General features: G+C 72.9%; 17 protein-coding genes. 9 read left to right on the top strand and 8 right to left on the bottom strand.

Annotated elements, in window-relative coordinates; genetic code table 11:
- Positions 1 to 17: 17 nt before the first annotated feature.
- The 4 genes from ACFQQI_RS24275 to ACFQQI_RS24260 all read right to left on the bottom strand — a co-directional run bounded on the left by ACFQQI_RS24275 (position 18) and on the right by ACFQQI_RS24260 (position 3,457).
- On the bottom strand, positions 18 to 761 hold the full coding sequence (locus ACFQQI_RS24275; protein ID WP_378569191.1) for a sirohydrochlorin chelatase: 744 nt from the start codon (positions 759 to 761) through the stop codon (positions 18 to 20).
- 79 nt (positions 762 to 840) lie between these two features.
- Positions 841 to 1,587, bottom strand: coding sequence for a phosphoadenylyl-sulfate reductase (locus tag ACFQQI_RS24270; RefSeq protein WP_378569190.1), 747 nt, complete (start codon positions 1,585 to 1,587; stop codon positions 841 to 843).
- On the bottom strand, positions 1,584 to 1,739 hold the full coding sequence (locus ACFQQI_RS24265; RefSeq protein WP_378569189.1) for a hypothetical protein: 156 nt from the start codon (positions 1,737 to 1,739) through the stop codon (positions 1,584 to 1,586). Before ACFQQI_RS24265 ends, ACFQQI_RS24270 begins: the two co-directional genes overlap by 4 nt.
- Positions 1,736 to 3,457 (bottom strand): nitrite/sulfite reductase, encoded by a 1,722-nt coding sequence (locus ACFQQI_RS24260; protein WP_378569188.1) that lies wholly within the window; start codon positions 3,455 to 3,457, stop codon positions 1,736 to 1,738. The genes ACFQQI_RS24265 and ACFQQI_RS24260 overlap by 4 nt, the downstream gene beginning before the upstream one ends.
- 406 nt (positions 3,458 to 3,863) lie before the next feature.
- Between ACFQQI_RS24260 and ACFQQI_RS24255 the strand changes: the two genes are divergently transcribed.
- Complete coding sequence (locus ACFQQI_RS24255; protein WP_378569187.1) at positions 3,864 to 5,312, top strand: glycine hydroxymethyltransferase; 1,449 nt, start codon at positions 3,864 to 3,866, stop codon at positions 5,310 to 5,312.
- Here ACFQQI_RS24255 and ACFQQI_RS24250 read toward each other — a convergent pair.
- Both ACFQQI_RS24250 and ACFQQI_RS24245 read right to left on the bottom strand, forming a co-directional pair.
- Positions 5,309 to 6,001: a response regulator gene (locus ACFQQI_RS24250; protein ID WP_378569186.1), complete on the bottom strand. Its 693-nt coding sequence runs from the start codon at positions 5,999 to 6,001 to the stop codon at positions 5,309 to 5,311. The two genes, ACFQQI_RS24255 and ACFQQI_RS24250, sit on opposite strands and share 4 nt — an antisense overlap.
- Positions 5,998 to 7,608, bottom strand: a complete 1,611-nt coding sequence (locus ACFQQI_RS24245; RefSeq protein ID WP_378569185.1) for an ATP-binding protein — start codon at positions 7,606 to 7,608, stop codon at positions 5,998 to 6,000. The genes ACFQQI_RS24250 and ACFQQI_RS24245 overlap by 4 nt, the downstream gene beginning before the upstream one ends.
- A 134-nt stretch (positions 7,609 to 7,742) precedes the next feature.
- Between ACFQQI_RS24245 and ACFQQI_RS24240 the strand changes: the two genes are divergently transcribed.
- From ACFQQI_RS24240 to ACFQQI_RS24220, 5 genes are all read left to right on the top strand, one after another.
- Positions 7,743 to 9,089 (top strand): cation:dicarboxylate symporter family transporter, encoded by a 1,347-nt coding sequence (locus ACFQQI_RS24240; RefSeq protein WP_378569184.1) that lies wholly within the window; start codon positions 7,743 to 7,745, stop codon positions 9,087 to 9,089.
- Between the two features lie 191 nt (positions 9,090 to 9,280).
- Positions 9,281 to 10,117 (top strand): class I SAM-dependent methyltransferase, encoded by an 837-nt coding sequence (locus ACFQQI_RS24235; protein ID WP_378569183.1) that lies wholly within the window; start codon positions 9,281 to 9,283, stop codon positions 10,115 to 10,117.
- 60 nt (positions 10,118 to 10,177) lie between these two features.
- A complete protein-coding gene (locus ACFQQI_RS24230) occupies positions 10,178 to 10,531 on the top strand; it encodes a hypothetical protein (RefSeq protein WP_378569182.1) in 354 nt (117 codons plus the stop codon).
- 111 nt (positions 10,532 to 10,642) lie between these two features.
- Positions 10,643 to 14,104, top strand: a complete 3,462-nt coding sequence (locus ACFQQI_RS24225; protein WP_378569181.1) for a BTAD domain-containing putative transcriptional regulator — start codon at positions 10,643 to 10,645, stop codon at positions 14,102 to 14,104.
- The gene (locus ACFQQI_RS24220; protein WP_378569180.1) at positions 14,101 to 15,993 is read left to right on the top strand and encodes an FAD-dependent monooxygenase; all 1,893 of its coding nucleotides are present in this window, start codon (positions 14,101 to 14,103) and stop codon (positions 15,991 to 15,993) included. Before ACFQQI_RS24225 ends, ACFQQI_RS24220 begins: the two co-directional genes overlap by 4 nt.
- On the opposite strand, the gene ACFQQI_RS24215 is transcribed toward ACFQQI_RS24220, so the two are convergent.
- Positions 15,990 to 17,633 (bottom strand): acyl-CoA dehydrogenase family protein, encoded by a 1,644-nt coding sequence (locus tag ACFQQI_RS24215; protein ID WP_378569179.1) that lies wholly within the window; start codon positions 17,631 to 17,633, stop codon positions 15,990 to 15,992. The genes ACFQQI_RS24220 and ACFQQI_RS24215 overlap by 4 nt on opposite strands.
- 17 nt (positions 17,634 to 17,650) lie before the next feature.
- Here ACFQQI_RS24215 and ACFQQI_RS24210 point away from each other — a divergent pair, with 17 nt between their 5' ends.
- Positions 17,651 to 18,643: a YihY/virulence factor BrkB family protein gene (locus ACFQQI_RS24210; protein WP_378569178.1), complete on the top strand. Its 993-nt coding sequence runs from the start codon at positions 17,651 to 17,653 to the stop codon at positions 18,641 to 18,643.
- 10 nt (positions 18,644 to 18,653) lie between these two features.
- Complete coding sequence (locus ACFQQI_RS24205; protein WP_378569177.1) at positions 18,654 to 19,757, top strand: potassium channel family protein; 1,104 nt, start codon at positions 18,654 to 18,656, stop codon at positions 19,755 to 19,757.
- Between the two features lie 152 nt (positions 19,758 to 19,909).
- Here ACFQQI_RS24205 and ACFQQI_RS24200 read toward each other — a convergent pair whose 3' ends face one another.
- Positions 19,910 to 20,110, bottom strand: coding sequence for a hypothetical protein (locus ACFQQI_RS24200; RefSeq protein ID WP_378569176.1), 201 nt, complete (start codon positions 20,108 to 20,110; stop codon positions 19,910 to 19,912).
- Positions 20,111 to 20,229: 119 nt separating this feature from the next.
- On the opposite strand from ACFQQI_RS24200, the gene ACFQQI_RS24195 reads away from it, so the two are divergent.
- Complete coding sequence (locus ACFQQI_RS24195; protein WP_378569175.1) at positions 20,230 to 20,997, top strand: SDR family NAD(P)-dependent oxidoreductase; 768 nt, start codon at positions 20,230 to 20,232, stop codon at positions 20,995 to 20,997.
- Positions 20,998 to 21,086 lie beyond the last annotated feature (89 nt).

Here is a 21,086-nt window from a genome sequence, read left to right as displayed (position 1 = left end):
CGGGCGGTCCTCAGGTATCACACCGGGACCAGCTCCACCGCGCCCACGGCGTACCGCGCCAGGATCGTCCGCGCCAGCTCCGGGTGCGCACCCAGCGGCTCGGAGACGGCGACGGCGCCCGCCTCGAGCGCGAGCTCGGCGGCCCGGTCGGGCAGGAAGCCGGGGGCCAGGAAGAGCGACGCGACGGCGATGTGCCGACGGCCCTCGGCGCGGAAGGCGCGCACGGCCTCACCGGTCGCCGGCGGCGTGGCGGAGGCGTACGCCGCGGTCACGGGCAGCTTGTGCCGGGCGCCCCAGACCCGCGCGAGCCGGGCGACGGCCTGGTTGGCGAGCGGGTCGCTCGAGCCGGCCGCGGCCAGCACCAGCGCGTCGAGCTCGCGCACCCGCGACGCCTTCAGGGCCTCGCGCATCCGCAGGTCGAGCACCTCGAGGAAGCGGGCCTCCATGCCGAGCACGTCCGTGGCCCGGATCTGCACGCCCGGGTGCCGCTCGGTCGCCTCGGCGATGGCGCCGGGCACGTCGACCTTGGCGTGGTAGGCCTCGGTCAGCAGCAGCGGCACGACGACGATCTCGTCGTGACCCGCCTTGACGAGGCGGTCGACGACCGTCTGGAACGACGGCTTCGACAGCTCGAGGAAGGCCGCCTCGACCTTGAGGTCGGGGCGCATCCCCTTGACCTCGCCGACGAGTGCCTTGATCGTGGCGGCGGACCGAGGGTCACGGCTTCCGTGGGCCAGGGCCACCAGGGCAGGAGCAGCCATCACACTGCCTCCTTTGCGATGCGTGTTTCTGCGGGGGGTGCAACGCCGGCCACGCTGCCGGCTTGCGGGGTGCGGCCACTCATGAGTGGATCCCGCACTCGGTCTTGTTGGTGCCGGCCCAGCGGCCGCTGCGCGGGTCCTCGCCCGGCGCCACGCGACGCGTGCAGGGCCAGCAGCCGATCGACGGGTAGCCGTCGTACACGAGCGGGTTCACGAGCACGCCGTTCTCAGCGATGTAGCGCTCGACCTGCTCGTCGCTCCACCGCGCGATCGGGGAGACCTTGACCTTCTGCTTCTTGGCGTCCCAGCCGATGACCGGCGCGATGATCCGGTTGTGGGTCTCCGCCCGGCGCAGCCCGGTCGCCCAGGCGTCGTAGCCGGACAGCGCCTCGGCCAGCGGCTTCACCTTCCGCAGCGCGCAGCACAGGTCGGGGTCGGTCTTGTAGAGGTCCTTGCCGTACGCCGCGTCCTGCTCCTCGACGGTCTGCTCCGGCGTGATCGTGCGCAGGTTGACCGGCAAGGTCGCCTCGACGGCGTCGCGGGTGCCGATCGTCTCCACGAAGTGGTAGCCGGTGTCGAGGAAGACCACGTCGATGCCCGGCGCGACCTTCGACGCGATGTCTGCGAGCACGGCGTCGCCCATCGACGACGTCACGCAGAAGCGCTCACCGAACGTCGCGACCGCCCACTCGATGATGTGCTCGGCCGGGGCGAGCTCGAGCTCGGCGCCCCAGTGGGACACCAGCTCGCGCAGCTCCTCGGGGGAGCGGCCCTCGGTGTGGGTCGCGCGGTTGTTGCGTGCGGTGATCGTGGTTGCTGCGGTCATGACGCACCTCCCGGGCGGAGGAGACCGATGAGCTTGAGGCTGAAGGCCCGCATGCACGCGCGGCACTCCCAGGCGCCGTGCGCGCCTTCGTGCGGGCGCAGGTCCTCCTCCCCGCAGTAGGGGCAGTGGAAGGGCACGGCGCGCTCGCTCATGAGAGGGCTCCCTCCAGGACCTTGTCGCCCCGCAGCAGGTCCTCGTCGGCGCGCGCGACCCAGGCCGCGAACAGCTCGCCGTCCTCGCGGTCGGCGAGGAAGTTCGTGACCACCGTGGTCACGTAGTCGTCGAGCCCGGCGCTCGTCACCTTGTGCGCCCGCAGCTTGCGGCCGAAGTTGGAGTGCAGGCCGGTGGCACCGCCGAGGTGCACCTGGAAGCCCTCGACCTGCTCGCCCTCGTGCATCACCAGCTGGCCCTTGAGGCCGATGTCGGCGACCTGCGTGCGGGCGCAGGCGTTGGGGCAGCCGTTGACGTTGACGGTGATCGGGGTGTCGAGGTCGGGGAAGCGCCGCTCGAGCTCCGCGACCAGGTCGCGGGCCCGCTCCTTGGTGTCGACGATCGCGAGCTTGCAGAACTCGATGCCGGTGCAGGCCATCGTGTTGCGGCGCCACTGCGACGGGCGCCCCGACAGGCCGATCTCGTCGAGCCGGTCGAGCAGCTCGTCGGTGACCGACGGGTCCACGCCGATGAGCACGATCTTCTGGTACGGCGTGAGCCGGGCGCCCAGCACGGCGTACTCGTCCATGAGGTCGGCGAGCTGCACGAGAAGGGTGCCCGACACGCGGCCGGCCGTCGGGGCGATGCCGACGTAGTGCTTGCCGTCCTTCTGCTCGTGGACGCCGATGTGGTCGCGGTGGCCGACGGGCGACTCGGGCGAGGGGTTGGAGACGAGTTGGCGACCGAGGTACTCGTTCTCCATGACCTCGCGGAACTTCTCGACGCCCCAGTCCTGGACGAGGAACTTCAGCCGGGCGCGGGAGCGCAGCCGCCGGTAGCCGTAGTCGCGGAAGATCGAGGCGACGGCCTCCCAGGCGTCGGGCACCTCGTCGACCGGGATCCAGACGCCCATCTTCTGCGCGAGCATCGGGTTGGTCGAGAGACCGCCGCCGACCCACAGGTCGAAGCCCGCGCCCTTCTCGGGGTGCACGGTGCCGACGAACGCGACGTCGTTGACCTCGGGAGCCACGTCGTGCGACGGGTGGCCCGTGAGCGCGGTCTTGAACTTGCGCGGGAAGTTCGAGAAGTCGGGGTTGCCGAGGTAGCGGCGGGCGATCTCCTCGAGCGCGGCGCTGCCGTCGATGATCTCGTCCTTGGCGACACCGGCGACCGGCGAGCCGAGGAACGGGCGGGGGGAGTCGCCGCACGCCTCCATGCTGGACAGCCCGGCGGCGTCGAGGCGCTCCCAGATCGAGGGCACGTCCTCGATGCGGATCCAGTGGAACTGGATGTTCTCCCGGTCGGTGACGTCGGCGGTGTCACGGGCGAAGTCGACGCCGATGGCGCCGAGCGCGCGGACCGTGGCGGGGGAGAGCAGCCGGCCGTCGGAGCGGACCCGCATCATGAAGTAGCGGTCGTCGAGCTCCTCCTCGCCGAGGATCGCCGTCTTGCCGCCGTCGATCCCGGGCTTGCGCTGGGTGTAGAGGCCCATCCACCGGAACCGGCCGCGGAGGTCGGCGGGGTCGATCGAGTCGAAGCCGCGCTTGGAGTAGGTGTAGAGGATCCGGTCGCGGACGTTGAGCGGGTCGTCGTCCTTCTTGGACTGCTCGTTCTTGTTCAGGGGCTCGCTGTAGCCGAGCGCCCACTGGCCCTCACCGCGCTTGGGGCGGGGGACGTCGGTGCGCTCGGGACGCTTGGCGGTGTATCGCAGGTCGGACATGCGGGGCGTTCCTTGACGGGAGGCGCAGGACGCACGTTCCGGGCGGGACCACGTCGTCGGGGTCCTCCGCTGCCGGGGCGGTCAGCTGCGCGGCGGGGCTGCTGCTGGGCGGCTGGTCAGGAATGCCAACACATCATGCTGCGCGTACGCCCGAAGTCCACGTGGCGGCGAACCACGAGGTAGGCATGCGTTGCAGCGAAGCTCATGTCAAGGAGTCTCACGGTCCGGACTGCCGCCCCACAACCCGAGATCTCGTGATGTGAGACGCCGATCCATGATGTGAGACACGGGCGGTGATCTCCCGACGGGAGCCGCTGGCGGCTGCGTTCCACGTCACATGCAACCGCGCGACCGGCGCGGACATTCCTCCTCGATCCGCGGCGCCGGACGACACTAGGCTGCGCTCATGAGCGACGACCGGACCTCCGCCCTCACCAGCAGCGCGTACCAGCAGGCCCTCGAGGTGATCGCCTCGGTCGAGCCGCGGATCGCCGACGCGACCCGCCAGGAGCTCGCCGACCAGCGAGGTTCGCTCAAGCTGATCGCGAGCGAGAACTACGCCTCGCCCGCCGTCCTGCTCACCATGGGCACCTGGTTCAGCGACAAGTACGCCGAGGGCACGGTCGGCCACCGCTTCTACGCCGGCTGCCAGAACGTCGACACGGTCGAGAGCGTCGCCGCCGAGCACGCCCGCGAGCTGTTCGGTGCGCCGTACGCCTATGTCCAGCCGCACTCCGGCATCGACGCCAATCTGGTCGCCTTCTGGTCGATCCTCGCCCACCGCGTCGAGACCCCGACCCTGGAGCGGCTCGGCAAGAAGAACGTCAACGAGCTCACCGAGGAGGACTGGGAGAGCCTCCGCAACGAGCTCGGCAACCAGCGCCTGCTCGGCATGTCCCTCGACGCCGGCGGCCACCTCACGCACGGCTTCCGGCCCAACATCAGCGGCAAGATGTTCCACCAGCAGCAGTACGGCACCGACCCCGAGACCGGGCTGCTCGACTACGACGCCGTCGCCGCGAAGGCGCGCGAGTTCAAGCCGCTCGTCATCGTGGCCGGCTACTCGGCGTACCCGCGCCGCGTGAACTTCGCGAAGATGCGCGAGATCGCCGACGAGGTCGGCGCGACCCTGATGGTCGACATGGCGCACTTCGCCGGCCTGGTGGCGGGCAAGGTGTTCACCGGCGACGAGGACCCGGTGCCGCACGCCCACCTCACCACGACGACCACGCACAAGTCGCTGCGCGGCCCGCGCGGCGGCATGGTGCTGGCGCAGGAGGAGTACGCCGCCGACGTCGACCGCGGCTGCCCGATGGTGCTCGGCGGCCCGCTGTCGCACGTGATGGCCGCGAAGGCCGTCGCGCTCGCCGAGGCACGCCAGCCGGAGTTCCGGACCTACGCCCAGCAGATCGCCGACAACGCCAAGTCGCTCGCCGACGGCTTCCTGTCGCGCGGCGCGAACCTCGTCACCGGCGGCACCGACAACCACCTGGTGCTGCTCGACGTCACGTCGTTCGGCCTCACCGGCCGCCAGGCCGAGTCGGCGCTGCTCGACGCCGGCGTGGTCACCAACCGCAACTCGGTGCCGCAGGATCCCAACGGCGCCTGGTACACCTCCGGCATCCGGCTCGGCACCCCCGCCCTCACGACGCGCGGCTTCGGCCACGACGAGTTCGACCGGGTCGCGGAGCTGATCGTGCAGGTCCTCCAGAACACCCAGCCGGGCACCACGAAGGACGGCCGGCCGTCGAAGGCGTCGTACAGCCTCGGTGAGGGCGTGGCGGACAAGGTCAAGGACGCCTCGGCCGAGATGCTCGACAAGCACCCGCTGTACCCCGGTCTGAACCTGGCCTAGCCGATCCAGGAGTACTCCAGCTCGGGCCGGCCGCCCCGCCCGTAGCGCGGCCGGCGGTCGGCCAGGCCGGTGTCGGCGAGGTGCTCGAGGTAGCGGCGTGCGGTGACGCGGGACGCTCCCACGACGTCGGCGACCTCGCTGGCGGACATCGCCTCGGTCGCGTCGCGCAGTGCGGTGGTGACGTCGCGCAGGGTCTCGGCGCTCATGCCCTTCGGGAGCGGCGCGGTGCCGCTCGTGCGCAGCGACCCGAACAATCGGTCGACCTCGTCCTGGACCACCTCGGTCGGACTCGCGGCGATGGCGGCGCGGTAGGCGGCGTACTGCTCGAGCTTGGTGCGGAACGACGGGTAGGTGAACGGCTTGATCAGGTAGAGCACGACGCCCTGCGCCACGGAGCGACGAACGACGTCGGTGTCGCGGGCGGCCGTCACTGCGATGGCGTCGCAGAGGTGGCCGGATGCACGGGCCTGGTGGAGCAGCCCGAGGCCGTGGCCGTCGGGCAGGTTCATGTCGAGCAGCAGGAGGTCGACGGGTCGGCCGTCGGCGCGCGCGGACTCCAGCGCGCGCATCGCCTCGACCGCGGACCGGGCGACGCCGGTGAGCTCGAAGCCGTCGACACGCCCGACGTACGTCGCGTGCGCCTCGGCCGCCCGCGCGTCGTCCTCGACGACGAGCACCCGGACGCTCACCGGACCGGCTCCGTCCTCAGGGCGACCCGGAACTCCGCGCCGCCGAGCGGCGAGGAGCCGATCGTCACCTCGCCGTGCCGGCGGCGCGCGACCTGGCCGACCAGCGCGAGCCCGAGCCCGCGGCCCCCGGGCGCGTCGGTCGCGGAGGCCTTGGTGGTCCAGCCGCGGTCGAGCGCGTGGGTCGCCTGCTCGGGCGTCAGGCCGGGCCCGCTGTCGCCGACGACCACCTCGAGGTGGTCCTCGTCCCCGCCCAGCCGTACCGAGACCCTGCGGGTGACGGCGCCCGCGACGGCGTCGAAGGCGTTGTCCACCAGGTTCCCGAGCACCGTGATCAGGTCCCGGGAGTGGCCCTCCGTGCCGACGGGCACCTCGCCCGAGATCGTGAGCTCGATGCCGCGCTCGGCCGCCTCGGCGGTCTTGCCGAGCAACAGCGCGGCGACCACGGGGTCCGCGACCTGGCCGACGAGCTGATCGGTCAGGAGCTGGGCGACGTGGAGCTCCTCGGTCGCGAAGTCGACCGCCTCCTGTGGCCGCCCCATCTCGATCAGCGACACCACGGTGTGCAGTCGATTGGCCGCCTCGTGGTTCTGGGCGCGCAGCGAGTCGGTGAGGCCCCGGACGACGTCGAGCTCGCCCGTCACCGACCGCAGCTCGGTGTGGTCGCGGAGCGTGACGACGGCGCCGACCTCGCGGCCCTGCCATCGCGCCGGGGCGGAGCTGACGACCAGGAGGTGCTCGCCCGCGACGTAGAGGTCGTCGCTCTCGGCGGTGCGGCTGAGGGCCGCCGCCACCAGGCCGGGCGGGAGTCCGAGGTCGTGGACCGAGCGGCCGACCACCGCGTCCGGCTCATCGCCGAGGTCGAGCAGCCGCACCGCCTCGTCGTTGACGAGCTGCACGCGGGCCCGGTCGTCGATGAGCAGCAGGCCCTCGCGGACCGCGTGCAGCACGGCCGAGTAGTACTCGTACATGCGGGTGATCTCGCGCTCACCGAGGCCGTGCGTGAGCCGGCGCAGGCGGCGCGCGACCAGCCAGGTGCCGAGCAGCCCGATGGCGAGCACGGCGATCGCAGCGATCGCGATCGCCACGACGTCGTCGCGCAGAGCGCGATCGAGGTTCTCGATGGTGATGCCGACCGAGACCATCGCGACCACCTCGCCCGCCCGGTCGCGCACGGGTACGACCGCGCGCATCGACGGGCCGAGGGTGCCGGCGTACTCCTGACTGAAGACGTGCCCCTCGGGAGCGCCGCCGACGTCGCCGATGAACTCGCCCCCGATCTCGTCCGGGTCCGGGTGGCTGTAGCGGACCCGGTCCATGTTCATCACGGTGATGAAGTCGACGTCCGCGTCGTGGCGGACCTGCTCGGCCATCGGCTGGATCACCAGGCTCGGATCGGGGTCGTCGAGGGCGGCGACGAGCGAGGGGGAGTCGGCCATCGTCGTGGCCACGGCCACCGCATGCTCGGTCGCCGCCGAGCGCACGTCGCCGCGCGCGTCGTACGCCGCGAGCCCGATCGCGACGACGACCAGGACCAGCACCACGAGCACCTGCAGGACCAGGATCTGGCGCGCGACCGACGGCTCCCGTCGGTCCGGACGCCCGCGCATGACGCGCATTGTGCCCCACCTGCACCGGACGACGAGAGCCGTGAACTCAACGACCAGAACGGTGACGCCGGTCACAGGTTCGCGCAGGCTCACGCGTGTTCCCGGGGTTCCGCCGGGCGAGAACAGGAGGAACGATGAGCAGCAGAACTGCCCAGGCTGCGCCACCGCGCAACCGCACCCACTGGCTCTATCTCGCGGTGATCGTCGCCGTGGCTCTCGGCATCGTCGTCGGGCTGCTCTTCCCGGACTTCGCGACCGAGCTGAAGCCGCTCGGCGACGGGTTCGTCGGGCTGATCACGATGATGATCCAGCCAGTCATCTTCTGCACGATCATCATCGGCGTCGGCTCGGTCGCGAGCGCGGCGAAGGTCGGCAAGGTGGGGATCGGAGCGATCTCCTACTTCCTGCTGATGTCGACCTTCGCGCTCACCATCGGGCTCGTGGTCGGCAACGTGCTCCACCCCGGGGACGGCCTGAACGTCAGCGACGAGACCGCTGCGGCAGGCGCGGCGCAGGCCGAGGAGGGCCACGCCAGCACCGTCGACTTCCTGCTCGGGATCATCCCGGACTCGCTCTTCTCCTCGCTGACGTCGGGCGACGTGCTCGAGACGCTGCTGGTGGCGCTGCTGATCGGCTTCGCCCTCCAGCAGATGGGCGCCGCGGGCAAGCCGATCATCACGGTCGTCGAGTACGCGCAGAGGCTGGTCTTCCGCGTGCTCGCGATGATCATGTGGGCGGCCCCGGTCGGCGCCTTCGGCGCGATCTCCGCCGTGGTGGGGATGACCGGGGTCGACGCCCTCAAGAGCCTCGCCGTCCTGATGCTGGGCTTCTACGTCACGTGCGCCCTGTTCGTGTTCGTCGTGCTCGGCACGGTGCTGAAGGTCTTCACCGGCGTGAACATCCTCAGCCTGTTCCGCTACCTGGCCCGCGAGTTCCTGCTGATTCTCGCCACGTCGTCCTCGGAGTCCGCGCTACCGCGGCTGATCGCCAAGATGGAGCACGCCGGCGTGGACAAGACGACCGTCGGGATCGTGGTGCCGACGGGCTACTCCTTCAACCTCGACGGCACGGCGATCTACCTGACGATGGCCACGCTCTTCATCGCGGAGGCCCTCAACGACCCGCTGAGCATCGGCGAGCAGATCGGGCTCCTGGTCTTCATGATCATCGCGTCGAAGGGTGCCGCCGGCGTCACGGGCGCCGGGCTCGCCACCCTGGCCGGTGGCCTGCAGTCGCACCGCCCCGACCTCGTCGACGGCGTCGGCCTCATCGTCGGCATCGACCGCTTCATGTCCGAGGCGCGTGCCCTGACGAACTTCGCCGGCAACTCCGTCGCCACCGTGCTCATCGGCAACTGGACCGACGGCCTCGACCGCGAGCGCCTCGACCGGGTGCTCGCGGGCGACCTGCCCTTCGACGAGCAGACCATGGTCGACGTCGAACCGGAGGAGTCACCCCAGCCGGAGCCAGCCACCCGCTGACACCGAAGGTTGATTCGGGACTTGTGCCGGTTGAGTCGGGAGTAACTGTCCGGACTCGACTGGCACAGGTCCCGATTCGACTTCAACTCACCTGCGCGCGACGTCAACGCCATCTCAACAGGCGCGGTTCAGGGTCTTCATCGACCGATCGACACGGTCGGTCACTCACCCTGAACCGAAGGAACAACGTCATGACCAACGCAGTGAAGATCCGTCCCGACGCCGTCCGCGACGCGATCAAGGAGAAGCACGAGGCGATGTGGACGTCCGGCGACTACGCCGCCGTGGCCCGCGAGGTGATCCCGGCGCTCGGCCGGATCCTCGTCGACGCCTCCGACGTACAGGCCGGCGAGCACGTGCTCGACGTCGCCGCGGGCAGCGGCAACGCCGCGATCCCGGCCGCCCAGCGCGGCGCCGTCGTGGTGGCGAGCGACCTGACGACCGCGCTGCTCGAGCACGGCCGCACGGTCGCCGAGCGGGCCGGCGTCGAGATCGCCTGGGAGCAGGGCGACTGCGAGGCGCTGCCGTACGGCGACGCGTCGTTCGACGTCGTCATCTCGAGCGTGGGCGTGATGTTCGCGCCGCACCACCAGGCTGCCGCCGACGAGCTCGTCCGGGTCACCCGTCCGGGCGGCCGCATCGGGCTGGCCAGCTGGACGCCCGGGGGCTTCATCGGGCGGATGTTCGCGACGATGCGCCCGTTCGTGCCCGCACCCCCGCCGGGCGCGCAGCCGCCGCCGCTGTGGGGCGACCCCGACCACGTGTCCGCCCTGTTCGGCGACCGGGTCACCGACGTCCAGTGGGAGCGCCGGCAGCTGCCGATCGACCGGTTCACCGGTCCCGAGGAGTTCGTCGAGTTCTTCAAGACCAACTACGGCCCGACGCTGACGGCGTTCCGCAACCTCGCCGACCAGCCCGACCGCGCAGCGGAGCTCGAGCACGCGCTGCTCGACCTCGCCCGCGGCGAGTTCCAGTCCCGCCCGTCCGTGGGCTGGGAGTACCTGCTCTTCACCGCCCGGCGCGCCTGACGGCCGCCATCACCCACCGATCACGACCCTTCACGACCCTTCACGACAAGGAACAGACCCATGAACAACATCAAGACACAGGGCCCCCGCACGGCCGTCCTCGTGCTCGGCACCCTAGCGCTGGTCGCCGGTGTCGCCGGCACCGCCGCCGCCGAGACCGACATCGGCCACGGCGTCGGAACTGGCAACCGGACCAACACCGCCGGCGTCACCACCCAAGTGACCGATGTCGACGAGTCCCCCACGTGGGTCGTCGTCTGCCCGACCGACGCCCGGGTCGTGGACCCGACGCCGTACCAGGAGGGCACTCGATGGCTGGTGAGCGTGAGAAAAGAGGGCAACACCTCCTTCGCCACCTACGCGTGGTCGCGGTGCGTGCTCGCCCCCGCGGCCGACACCACCGGGATCGCCTGACGACGGCGCAGTCGACCCCCGACCGGGTGAGCCGCGGATCCCCCCTCCGCGGCTCACCCATTTCGATGACAGGCCGCTCTCGTGGCGCCGGAAGCGGCTAGGTTGCCCGTCATGGGCGAGACCGAGGTCCGCCCGCGCTACAGCCTTCTCGGACCGCTGCGCGTGTGGGGACCCGACGGCACGACGCTGCCGCTCGGCGGCCGCAGGCCGCGCGAGCTGCTGGCCCTGCTGCTGATCCACCCCAACGAGGTGGTGTCCCGGGAGCGGCTCGTCGACGCGCTGTGGGGCGCCACGGCCAGCGACGGCGCCACGACCACGCTGCGCACGCACGTCGGCGCGGTACGCCGGGTGCTGGAGTCCGCGGGCGCCCGGGACGCGTTGAAGGCCCGATCGGGCGGCTACCGCCTCGAGCTCGACCGCGACGAGATCGACGCCGAGCTCTTCGAGCGGCTCGTCGCGCGCGGGCAGGAGGCCCTCGGCCTCGGCGACCACACGCAGGCGAACGCCCTGCTGGCGCGGGCCCTGGGGCTGTGGGACGGGGAGGTCCTCGTCGACCTCGGACCGCCGGACTTCGCCGCCACCACCACCGCGCGGCTCGACGAGCTCCGGCTCGTCGCGGAGGAGGCCTTCTTCGCCGCCGAGCTCGCCCTGGGCCGGCACCGCGAGGCCGTGCACCGGCTGCAGGCACTGGTGGCGGCGCACCCCTTCCGCGAGCGGTTCGTCGGCCAGCTCATGGTCGCCCTCTACCGGTCCGGCCGGCAGGCCGACGCGCTGGCGGCGTACGCCGCGACGAAGGCCAGCCTCGGCGAGGAGCTCGGCCTCGACCCTGGCCCGGAGCTCCAGTCGCTCGAGACCGCGCTGCTGCGCCAGGACCCGCTGCTGGACGGGTTCGGCACCGGCGCCCCGGACCGGGCGCCTGCGCCGAGGAGCCGGGGGAGCCAGCCGCCGGACGCCGTCCTGGCCGCGCTGCGGCGCACCCCGATCGTCGGCCGTCCAGGCGAGCTCCGCACGCTCGAGACCCGGTGGGAGTCCGTCGTCGCGGGTGGTGCGGCGATCGCGCTCGTGTCCGGTCCGGCCGGGATCGGCAAGAGCCGGCTGGTCGCCGAGCTCGCCCATCGAGCAGCCGAGGACGACGCCGTCGTAATGGTCGCCCGGTGCGACGACGCGTCGCTGCCCTACCAGCCGCTCGCCGCCGCGCTCCGGGCCAGCGGCGAGGTGGCGGAGGTCCTGCACGACGCGCCGGGCCCGGTCCGCGAGCGGCTGGCGCCACTGCTGCCGGACGACGCCGAGCCCGGCCGCGACGGGAACCGGTCCGAGCTGCTCAGCGCGTCCGGGTGGCTGCTGGGCGAGCTCGCCGGCAGCGCGCCCGTGCTCCTCGCGGTCGAGGAGGGGGAGCGGATCGACCCGGCGACGGCCACGCTGCTCCGGCAGCTGGGCAGACGGCTCCCGGCCCGCGTGATGCTGGTGATCGCCTACCGCGACCCGCCCGGCAGCCTCCATCCGCCGCTCCTGGAGCTCGTCGGCGATGCGACCGCCGCGGCACTCGCCGACCGGCTGGCGCTCCATCCGCTGGGGATCGACGACCTCGCCGTCCTGATGTCCGGACTGGCCGGCGCCGAACCGGACGCCCGTTTCGTGGAGCGACTGTGGGAGCGCACCGGCGGCAACCCGTTCTTCGCCACCGAGGTGCTCCGCGACCTGGCGCCGAGCGACCTCGCGGCCGCCGACCTCGCCGACGCGGTGCCGGTGGCGGTGCGCGACGTCCTGCGGCACCGGCTGGTGACGCTCCCGACGGACACCCGCGAGGCGGTCACCGCGGCGGCCGTGCTCGGCCTCGACGTCGAGGTGCTGCTCCTCGGCCGGGTGCTCGACTGGCACGAGGAGGAGCTGGTGCCGGCGCTGGAGCCAGCGGTCGCGCGCGGGTTCCTCGTGGAGTCCGGGCGCTCGTGGGCGGGTGGCTACGCGTTCCCGCACGACCTCATGCGCGCCGCGGTGTACGCCGAGGCGCCCAGGCCTCGCCGCGAGCAGCTCCACCGCCGGGCGGCCGAGGCGCTGCTCGCCGTACCGGCTCCGGCCGACGCGGACCTGATGGCCGCGGCGGTGCACCTGCGGCAGGCCGGCGCCGCGGTCGACCCTCCCGAGGCCGGGCGCGCCAGCCTGCGCGCCTCGGAGGCGGCGGCGCGGAGCCTGGCGTGGGCCGAGGCGGTGGAGCACGCGGAGGCCGCGCTTCCGTTCCTGGACCGGGGCGCTCCGCCCGAGGAGCAGGCAGAGGCGCGGGTGGGCCTCGCGATGCTGCACCTGACCTCAGGCCACGACCACGCGCGGGCCCTCGCGCTGCTCGAGGACGCGCTGGCCCGGCAGATCGAGCACGGCGACACCCTCGCCGCAGGCACCACGCACAGCCGGATCGGCGGCGCCCTGAGCATGCACCACACCGTCATGGACATCCCGCGGGCGCTCGAGCACTTCGACGCCGCCGAGCGGCTCCGGCCGGGCATCGACGAGAAGTTCCTCCTGCACCGCGGCCGGATGCAGGCCGGGATGTTCGGCGTCCGCACCGACATGCTCGGGCGGGCCGCTGACCGCGCGGGGGAGATCGCGGGGGCGAGCGGCCGCGACGACCTGCTCGCGTACGCCGCCTGGGGCGCGGCCTACCACGCCGCCAACCGGGGCGAGATCACCGTCGCCTTCGACCACTTCGCCCGCGCCTGGCGCTACGCGCAACCGCTGGGCGACGCCTACCTCGCATGGTGGCCGGCCAGCGGCGCCGCCCACGTCGCCACCGAGCTCCTGCTGGACCCGACCGCCGGCCGCGCCTGGTGCCGTCGGGGTCTCGCGCAGCCGCGGTTCGCCGCCTTCGCCCATCCGCACGAGGCGGTCGTCGACCAGCTCGTCCGGTCGATGGCCGTCATGGGCGAGCTCGACGCCGCGCGCCACGCCGCAGAGCCGCTGCCCGACGGCGCGCTCGCCCACCGGGTGCTCGACCTCTACCGCGGAGAGTGGGAGCGGGTCGCCGACGACGCGGCCGCGTCCCTCGCCCGCGACCGGGCGGCCGGCAGTCGGCACGAGGTGCTCTTCGACGCGCGCCGGCTGGCCGACGTGCTGACCCTCCTCGGCGACACCGACCGGGCCGTCGGCGTGCTCGACGACGCGCTCCTGATCGCGGTCGACGGACCCCAGGTGCCCAGCGAGGTGTGGGTGCGCGCCCGGCTCGCGCAGCTCGGTGCGCCCGGCGACGAGGAGCACGTGCTGCGCTGCGAGGAGATCGTCACCCACGACGGCTGGGCGGGCCTGCGCGGCGAGGTGGCGCTCGCACGGGCGCGCGTCGACGCCCGCTGGGGTCGGCCGCGCGGCGCCCGGGCCGCGTTCGAGGACGCCGTCGCGGCGTTCACCCGCTACCGGCTGCCCTGGCGGCAGGCGGAGGTCCACCTGGCGTGGGCGCTGCTGGATCCCCGCCAGCGCGACCTGGCGCGCGCCGTCTACGCCCGGATCGGCGCAGGTGACCGCTGGCTGAGCCGCTGCGACGCCGGCTCAACGCGAACTCAACGGGCCCCGGCGAGGGTGGGGCCATGACCTCCGACGCTGCACAGTACGACGCCGTGGTGGTCGGCGCCCGGTGCGCCGGCGCCACCGTGGCGACCCTCCTCGCTCGCGGCGGCTGGCGCGTCGCGCTGGTCGACCGGGCCGACTTCCCGAGCGACTCGATCTCCACCCACACGATGTTCCCCGACACCCTCGACGCGCTCGAACGGCTCGGAGCGATGGACCTGCTGCGCTCCCGGCACGACCTTTCGCCGGTGCGGTTCAGCTGGCGCGTCCTGGGGCGGGAGGTGGCCGGCACCTTCACGCCTTACGGCGGGCACGACCGCTGCCTCAACGTGCGGCGGATCAGCCTCGACGCGGTGCTGGTCGACCTCGCGCGCGGGGCGGGGGTCGACCTGCACCTCGGGAGTCGGGTTGCGGACGTGCTCGGCGCCGGCACCCCCGACGACCCCGCCCGCGGCGTGGTGCTCGACGACGGCCGCCGCCTGGAGGGCCGGTGGCTGCTGGCCGCGGACGGACAGCGCTCGACCGTCGCCCACCGGCTCGGCCTGCCCACGCAGCAGGAGCTGGGTGGGGAGATGGCCTTCCTGATGGCCTACTGGACCGGCCTGCCCCGCAGCGGCTGGTGCCACCTCGACGTGCACGCCGACCGGGCGCTGATGTCCGTGCCCTGCGAGGACGGAGTGCATCTGCTCAACGTCGCCGCTCGCCCGGAGCTGACCCGCGGGACGCCGGCCGAGCTCGAGCGGCGGTACGACGACCTGCTCCGGTCGTTCCCGGGCGTGCTGAACCCGCGGCTCCTCGCCGGCGCCACACGCATCAGCCGGGTCATCGCCGTCCCCGAGACGATGATGCGCGGCTTCTTCCGGCCGGCGACCGGACCCGGGTGGGCGACCCTCGGTGACGCCGGCCATCTCAAGCACCCGGCCACCGCGCAGGGCATCGGCGACGCGGTCGCCCAGGCCCGGCACGTCGCCGCGGACCTGCTCGCCGGCGGCAGCCTCGCCGACTACGCGGCATGGCGCGACGCGCGCGCCGCCGGGCACTACGAGTGGTCGTTCGCCGCTGCCCGGTTCCCGACCGCCGATGCCGACGGGCTGTTCGCCGGCATCGGCGCCGACCCGGGCGCCGCACAGCAGTTCCTCGACACGTTCACCAAGCGCACCAGCCTTGCGGACGTCCTCACGCCCGAGCGGTCCGCCCGCTGGCGCGTCGCGACGGCGTACGACGACGGCCTGCGCCGGGTCGGGTCGCTCCTGGAGGCGGCCGGCGACGTGGGCGACATCGTCGTGCCGGCCTGCCCCGACTGGACGGTGCGGGCGCTGGTCGCGCACCTCGTCGGCGTCGCCGCGGACTCGGCGCGCGGCGGGTTCTTCGACGCCGCCGACCGTGCCTGGCGTGACCCCGCCGTGGCCGCCGAGCGCGAGCGCTGGACGGCCGGCCACGTCGACCGCCGCGGCGCCCGCTCCCTCGACGCGCTGCTCGGCGACCTCCACCAGCACGGCCAGTGCCTCGTCTACGCGGTGCGCAGCGGCGATGCGCGCGCGGTCGGCGGATCCGACTGGCTGCTCGCCGCTCCGGTGGCCGACCTCGCCGTCCACCTCGACGACCTGCGCGAGGCCGTCGGCGCCGAGCCGGAGCCCCGGGGCGAGGTCACCCGCTTCGGCTTCGCGACGTTCCGGCACTGGCTGGCCGCGCGGCTCGTCGAGACTGACACCCCGGCGCTGACCCTCACCGACGGGCGCCGCTCCTGGGTCGTCGGCGACGGCGACCCCGCCGCCACGCTCACCGCCGACCGGCACGAGCTCTTCCGACTCATCTCCGGCCGGCGCAGCAAGGCGGCGATCCTCGCCGCCGACTGGGACGGCGACCCGGCGCCGTACCTCCCGGTCCTCGCGCCGTACCCGCTGCCCGCCTAGACGACGGGCGTCGCGCGCTCCACGATCGCCCGGAGGTCACCGCCGTCGAGCGTGCCGAAGACGCCGTCGTACGCCGCGCCGAGGCGCGACGCGCAGAAGACGTCGGCGACCTCGGCGGGGGAGTGGCGCACCAGCAGGGAGCCCTGCAGGCACAGCGCCATCCGCATCGCGAGTCGCCGGGCGTTGGCCTCCAGCGACGCGGGCTCGCCCATCAGCGAGCCGATCAGGGCAAGGGTCTCCTCGATCGCGCGGTCGAGGTGGGCGTTGCCGCCGCGCGCCCGGCCGACCTCGGTGATCCAGGCGTCGAGCACCTCCGGCTCGCGGCCCAGCGCGCGGAGCACGTCGAGCGCGTTGACGTTGCCCGAGCCCTCCCACACCGAGTTGAGCGGCGCCTCGCGGTAGAGGAGCGGCAGGCCCGACTCCTCGACGTACCCGTTGCCGCCGAGGCACTCCAGCGCCTCGGCCACCAGCGTGGGGGTGCGCTTGCAGACCCAGAACTTCGAGAGCGGGAGGGCGATCCGCCGCAGCGCCGCCTCGTGCGGGTCGTCGATGTCGTCGACCGCCGCCGCCAGCCGGATCGCCAGCGCCGTGGCCGCCTCGGTCTCGACGGCGAGGTCGGCGAGCACGTTCTGCATCAGCGGCTTCTCGATGAGCAGCGAGCCGAAGGCGGAGCGGTGCGCGGCGTGCCACGTCGCCTCGTTGACGGCGCGCCGCATCAGGGACGTCGAGCCGAGCACGCAGTCGAGCCGGGTCGCGGCGACCATCTCGATGATCGTCCGCACGCCGCGGCCCTCGTCGCCGAGCCGCTGCGCGATCGTGCCGTCGAACTCGAGCTCCGACGACGCGTTGGACCGGTTGCCGAGCTTGTCCTTGAGGCGCACGACGTCGAGCCGGTTGCGCGTGCCGTCGGCCAGCACGCGGCGTACGACGAAGCACGTGACGCCGCCGGGGGCCTGCGCGAGCACCAGGAAGACGTCGTTCATCGGCGCCGAGGTGAACCACTTGTGGCCGTGCAGGGTGTACTCACCCTCGACCGAGGTGCGCCGCGCCTCGGTGACGTTGGCGCGGACGTCGGAGCCGCCCTGCTTCTCCGTCATGCCCATGCCGGCCAGCGCGCCGAGCTTCTCCGACGCGACGCGGACGCCGGGGTCGTAGGCGTACGACGCGAGCAGCGGCGTCCACTCCTTCGCGATCGCGTCGTCGGCGCGGAGCGCGGGCACCGCGGCGTACGTCATCGAGATCGGGCAGCCGTGGCCCGGCTCGGTGTGCGACCACGCCATGAAGCCGGCCGCGCGGCGCACGTGCGCGTGCGGCGAGTCCGACTCCCACGGCGCGGCCGCGAGGCCCTGCGAGACCGCGCGGTCCATCAGCCAGTGCCACGACGGGTGGAACTGCACCTCGTCGATGCGGTTGCCGAACCGGTCGTACGGCGTCAGCCGCGGGTGGAACTCGTTCGCGAGCATCCCGTGCTCGCGGGCCTCGGCGGTGCCGGCCAGCGCGCCGATCGGGGCCAGGTCGTCGACCACGTCGGCGCTGGCGTGCCGGGTGATCGCCTCCACCAGCGCGGCGTCACCCGTGACGATGTTGTGACCAACGAGCGGCGGCGCCTGGTTCGTGGCTACCCGGATGTCGGAACCCATGTGTCTACGGTAGGTCCATGCCCCCGGCGGAGCGCGCGCAGTCCCAGGAGACCGCGTCCTCGGGGACCCTCCAGACGGCGGTGGTCGAGTGGCTGCGGCGTACCCGCGCCGTCCTCTGGCGGCTGCTGGGCGCGACGGTGGCGTCGTGCCTGCGCTACCGGGTGACCGGGCTGGCGGCCGAGGCGGCGTTCTTCGCCGTGCTCTCCGTGCCGCCGCTGATCTTCGCGATGGCCGGCGCGATCGGCTTCGTCACCGACCAGTTCAGCCCGGCTCGCGTCGACGAGGTCCGGCAGGCGGTCATCGACCTCTCCGGCCGTGCGCTGACGGAGAACGCCGTCAACCAGATCATCACGAAGACGATCGACGACGTCCTCGAAGGCGGCCGGTTCGACATCATCTCGCTGGGCTTCGTGCTCGCCCTGTGGTCCGGGTCCCGCGCCCTCAACGTCTTCGTGGACACCATCACGATCATGCACGGGCTCGGGGGCCACCGCGGGATCGTCAAGACCCGGGCCCTGTCGTTCCTGCTCTACATCCTGGCCATGGTCACCGGCGTCGTCTCCATCCCGCTCATGGTGGCCGGTCCCGGCCTGGTCGCGGACTGGCTGCCCGAGCGCGCCGACGTCCTGATGGCGTTCTACTGGCCGGTGGTCCTCGTCATCTGCATCTGCTTCCTCGCGACGCTCTACCACGTGTCGGTGCCGGTGCGGACCAACTGGAGCTTCAACCTCCCCGGCGCGACGTTCACGCTCTTCTGCTGGATCGTCGGCTCCTACCTGCTGCGCTGGTTCCTCACCGTCACCTCGGCCGACTCGAAGTCGATCTACGGCCCGCTCGCCGCGCCGATCGCCGTGCTGCTGTGGCTCTACCTGGTCTCGATCGCGGTGCTGATCGGCGCGGCCGTCAACGCGGCGTTCGACTCGGTCTTCCCGCAGTCGTCGACCGTGCTCGCCAGGTCGGAGCTCGTGCAACGGCTCCGCCGCATCGGCTCACGGGCCGAGACCGACTAGATTCACGCGCGTGTCCGACGACTCCAGCGACATCACCCAGGGACGCAGCCGCGGGAAGCTGTCCCTGCCGGCGAGCACCCGCTCACCGTGGTGGGAGCTCGGCCGCCGGCTGCTGCTGGCGCTGGCCATCCTGGTCGGCACCGTCCTGATCGTGTACCTGGACCGCGCGGCCTACCGGGACGGAAACGACCCGCCCGGCTACGGCGTCAACCTGGTCGACTCGATCTACTACACGACGGTCACGCTGAGCACGACCGGGTACGGCGACATCGCGCCGGTCGCCGCACACGCCAGGATGATCAACGCCTTCGTCATCACCCCGCTGCGCATCGCCTTCCTCGTGCTGCTGATCGGGACCACCCTCGAGGTGCTCGCCTCGCAGGGCCGCGAGCTCTTCCGAACCGCCCGCTGGAGGAAACACATGTCATCCCACGTGGTCGTCATCGGCTACGGCACGAAGGGCCGGGCCGCCGTCGACACGCTCGTCAACAACGGGCTCGAGCGGGAGGCGATCATCGTGGTCGACCCCGGCGCCGGCGCGCTGCAGGAGGCACACGCCGACGGGCTCGCCGTCGTCACCGGCGACGCCACCCGTCAGGACGTGCTCCGCCGGGCCGGCGTCGGCGACGCCGACCAGGTGATCATCACGACCAACCGCGACGACTCCAACGTGCTGGCCACGCTGACGGTTCGCCAGCTCAACCCCGACGTGTGGATCGTCGCCGCCGTCCGCGAGCAGGAGAACGTCGCCCTCATGCGCCAGTCCGGCGCCAACTCGGTCATCACCTCGTCCGACGCCGTCGGCCGCCTGCTCGGCCTGTCCTCGCTGTCGCCGACGCTCGGCCAGGTCATGGAGGACCTGCTCACGTACGGGGAGGGCCTCGAGGTGGCCGAGCGCGAGCTCATCGTCTCCGAGGTCGGCAAGCAGCCCCAGCAGCTGCCCGACCAGGTGATCGCGGTCGTGCGCGACGAGAAGGTCTACCGCTACTTCGACCCCGTGGTCACCCAGCTCGCCCGCGGCGACCGCCTCATCGTCGTACGCCCGGCCAAGGAGCTGCCCTGGGCGCCGCGTCCCGGCACCCACGACGAGGACTTCGCCACCGACGACGCCTGACCTCATTCGTCGGGGTGAGCCGGTACACCGGGGCCGCGCTCATGCTGTTGCTGCACCCGGCGGCGGGCGCAGGTGGTTCCTCGTGCCTCGGGGGGTCCGGGGGCACGCGCGGCCGCCGGGTGTCTGCCCCGGGCGCGCTGCGGTCGCGTCCGTCAGGCGACCTCGCGCGAGAGCCCCGGGAGGGGGTGGTCCCGGGTGTCGCAGCCGTGCTCGCAGGCCGCGTCCGTCGGCATCCACACCGCCGCCTCGTCCGGCTGCGCGGGGTCGGCGAGACCTTCGTAGGTCACCACCATCGAACGCCGCCCGCAGGCGGGGCAGCGGGTGACCTCGCAGCTGAGGAACTGGGCGCTCATGACCTGGAGATACCCGTGGGTGGGTCGACTGACACCTGTCGCAGCAGTCGCGGCCGTCACGTGAGACCGGAACCCGGTAGGTTCGCCTGACCGTCTTCCAACGAGGAGGGTATGACGACGTGGCGAGCCCGACGACACGGTTCGACGGCGCGACCGCCCTGGTCACCGGCGCGGGGCAGGGGATCGGCCGGGCGTGCGCGGTCCGGCTCGCGACCGAGGGTGCCCGGGTGGCGGTCAGCGACCTGGACCCGGACCTGGCTCGGGCGGTCGCCGACGGCCTGCCCGCACGGGCCGGGCGGATGGCGCTGGGGATCGACGTGACGGACCGGGAGTCCGTCGACGGTGGCGTCGCCCGGGTGGCGGACGAGCTCGGCGGGGTCGACGTCGTCGTCAACGTCGCCGGGGGAGACCTGCCCCACGGCGTCTTCGAGGAGACCGACGACGAGACCTGGACGACGCTCCTGGACCTGAACCTGACCGGTGTCGCGCGGGTCTGTCGCGCCGCGATCCCCTTCCTGCGCCGCAGCCCCCGGAGCCCGGCGATCGTCACGGTCAGCTCGATCAACGGCCAGGCGGCGCTGGGCAGCGAGCCCTACTCGTCGGCGAAGGCCGGCCTGACGGCGCTGACCGCCAACCTCGCGCGCTACCTGGCGGTGGACGGCGTACGAGTGAACGCGGTCGCCCCCGGCACGATCCGGACCGGCGTGTGGGACGGACAAGAGGGCGGCGCCGACCGGATGCTCCCGCTGTATCCGCTCGGTCGCGTGGGGGAGCCGGCCGACGTCGCGGCCGCGGTCGGGTTCCTCGCGTCCCCCGACGCCGCCTGGATCACCGGGCATGTCCTGCCGGTCGACGGCGGGCTGCTGCTGGCCCGTCCAGCCGTGTAGGCCGGCCTGCGTCCCGGCCGCGGCTGCTGACTTCCGCCTCGACGGGTGGGAGAATCGGTGAGAGGGCTCGGGCTGCGGGAGGGGGCCCT

It is taken from the genome of Nocardioides sp. GCM10030259 (genome assembly GCF_042666375.1).
Classification (GTDB): Bacteria; Actinomycetota; Actinomycetes; order Propionibacteriales; family Nocardioidaceae; genus Nocardioides.
Note: the sequence above shows the minus strand (reverse complement) of the source record. Positions and strands in the feature narration are given on the sequence as shown.